This window comes from Micromonospora sp. NPDC051296 (assembly GCF_040682255.1).
GTDB classification, from domain to species: Bacteria; Actinomycetota; Actinomycetes; order Mycobacteriales; family Micromonosporaceae; genus Micromonospora; species Micromonospora craterilacus.
On sequence record NZ_JBFBAO010000589.1, the window covers coordinates 1 to 2,394 of the forward strand.

At 70.2% G+C, this 2,394-nt stretch carries 2 protein-coding genes and 1 pseudogene; 2 read left to right on the top strand and 1 reads right to left on the bottom strand.

What is annotated here, in order from left to right; genetic code table 11:
• Together AB0M52_RS33230 and AB0M52_RS33235 are read left to right on the top strand one after the other, a co-directional pair.
• Nucleotides 1-470, top strand: a pseudogene (locus AB0M52_RS33230) (hypothetical protein); the annotation flags it as partial.
• 194 nt (nucleotides 471-664) lie between these two features.
• Nucleotides 665-940: a hypothetical protein gene (locus AB0M52_RS33235; protein ID WP_363961813.1), complete on the top strand. Its 276-nt coding sequence runs from the start codon at nucleotides 665-667 to the stop codon at nucleotides 938-940.
• 12 nt (nucleotides 941-952) lie between these two features.
• Here AB0M52_RS33235 and AB0M52_RS33240 read toward each other — a convergent pair whose 3' ends face one another.
• Nucleotides 953-1,984, bottom strand: a complete 1,032-nt coding sequence (locus AB0M52_RS33240) for a LacI family DNA-binding transcriptional regulator (RefSeq protein ID WP_363961814.1) — start codon at nucleotides 1,982-1,984, stop codon at nucleotides 953-955.
• Nucleotides 1,985-2,394: the final 410 nt, after the last annotated feature.

Consider the following 2,394-nt stretch of genomic DNA (forward strand, 5'->3'; position numbering starts at 1 on the left):
TGACGGAGGTCAAGCTGTACGGCCGGGGCGGTGGCCCGCCACCGTCCGGGAACCTGGCCGGCTCGGCGACACCCTCGGCGTCGTACACCTCGCCGTGGGAGTCGGTGGCCGCGCTCAACGACGGCATCGACCCACCATCGTCGAACGACACGGTCAACCCTCGCTGGGGGACCTGGCCGAACCAGGGGCAACAGTGGGCGGAGCTGACCTGGTCGTCGGCGCAGACCCTGCGCGCGGCGGAGGTGTACTTCTTCGACGACAACGGCGGCGTGCGGTTGCCGGCATCCTGGCGGTTGCAGTACTGGACCGGCAGCGCCTACGCCGACGTGCCCGGGGCCAGCGGGTACCCGATCGCGATCAACCAGTACAACCGGGTCACCTTCCCGGCCGTGAGCACGTCCCGGCTGCGGGTGGTGTTGCAGGCCAACGCCGCCTCGGTGGGGCTGTTGGAGATCAAGGCGACCGGCTGACCGTCCGGGCGCCGCTGCGGCGGATGAGCTCGCTGCTCACCCGCCGCCACCCGGTACCGAAGCCACCCGGTACCCGGTCCGGCGACGCCCCTTGCCGCTCGATCCCGCCCGCTTTCGCGATCTTGGACAGTTCCCGTTACGCGCTAACGGGAACTGTCCAAGATCTCACGTCCGCATCCCATGCTCTGGGAACGGTGGTCCCATGGGAGCGAGAACGGTCCTTCACCGCCACCGCCACCGGAAGCTGGGGCCGCCAGGTCTGTGTCGGTACGCCGGAGCAGTGCGCCGGGGACTACGCCGTGAACTACCTGGAGTACGTCAGTGTCACGCACACCTTCCGGACCTCGGTGCCGTGGGGCGAGATCGGGGCGATCGCGTCGGCCTCCCTGCTCGCCGTCCTCCTGGTGATCGCGGCGAGCGTGCTCCTGCAACGGTCCAGTACCAACCCCGCCGAACTGCGCAGCGGCTGATCCCCCCGGGTCTCAGCCGATCGGTACGGTCGACTCGCGGATCACGAGGCGACCGGGAAACTCCTCCGAACTTGGCGCGGTGGCGCTGTCGATGGCCGCGAAGAGCCGTTGGCCGGCCACCGCGCCGAGGCGCTTGAGGTTCATGTCTATGCTGGTCAGGCGCGGGCGGGAGTGCGCGGCGATGGCATCCCAGTTGTCGAAGCCGATCACGGAGGTCGTGCCCGGCACGTCGCGTCCGAGGTCGCGCAGCGTCTCCAGGACGCCGCGGGCGATCTGGTCGCTGCCGCAGAAGATCGCGTCGACCTCGGGGTGCTGCTCGACGACCATGTGCGCCGCGGCGCGCCCCCAGGACTCGTCCCACGACCCGAAGTACGGCCGGTGGCCGATCATCCTCAGCCCGGCGGCGGCGAGTGCCGCCGCCGCGCCATCGGCGCGGTCCCGGGCCGCCTGGAAGCCGGCTTCACCGGTGATGTGGGCGATGTTGCGCCGGCCGCAGGACAGCAGGTGCTCGATGGCGAGCTGGCCGCCGCCCACGTTGTCGACGGTGATCGAGATGTCGTCCGGGTTCGCGGAGGGGGCGTAGACGTACACGACCGGCACCGGGATGTTGCCGGCCAGCGGCGGGCGAGGGTCGGTGCGGGAGCCCACGACGATCAGACCGTCCACCCGCCGGGACAGCAGCGCGCGTACGTGGTGTTTCTCCCGGATCGCGTCACCGCGTGCGTCGCACAGGAAGACCGAGACCTGGCCCGCCCCGAAGGCGTCCTCCACACCCATCAGGATGGGAATCGAGAAGCGCCCCTCCAGGTCGCTGGTCAGCAGGCCGACGGTGCCGGTCCGGCCGCTCAGCAGGCTACGGGCGAGGGCGTTCGGCGCGAAGGACAGCAGCTCCGCGGCCTCCAGCACGCGTACCCTGGTGGCCGCCTTCACCTCGCCGCGCCCGTTGATGGCCTTGGAGGCGGTGGCGACCGACACTCCGGCGAGCTTGGCGACATCGGTGAGGGTGGCCGTGCGGTTGGCGGGGACCTCGGGCCCGGTCGTCATGCGATGCTCCCTCCCAGCGACCCGGCACCTGCTGGTGCACGGCGACAGGCCGCCGCCCGAGCGTCTTTGACGAGCACCCCTAGCGACAGTACGTGCGCAAGCCTTTTCGGCGAAGTTTCGGTGCGGTTTCAGCCCGGTGGCACACCCGTTGGTCCCCTCACTTCCGATGAAGATTACACCGCGCAGCCCCATCACCAGGTGACGGAAATGGGCCCCGGAACCCGGGGCCCGAAACGTCTTCCGAAACTCTGACGATTCCGCCTCTCGAACGAAAGGGGTCGGCGGGGGCCACGCAAGGGCCCCCGCCGAGCCATTACTCGAACAGCGACAGGGTCAGCGTCGAGGTGTACGCACCCGCGGCGACGTCCGCCGGGGTCCGCAGGAACAGGTCGGCGTTGACCGAGTACGCG

Bases quoted from the DNA above. Each gene is read 5' to 3' on its own strand.
- AB0M52_RS33240 (WP_363961814.1), bottom strand. From the start codon at position 1,984: ATGACGACCGGGCCCGAGGTCCCCGCCAACCGCACGGCCACCCTCACC.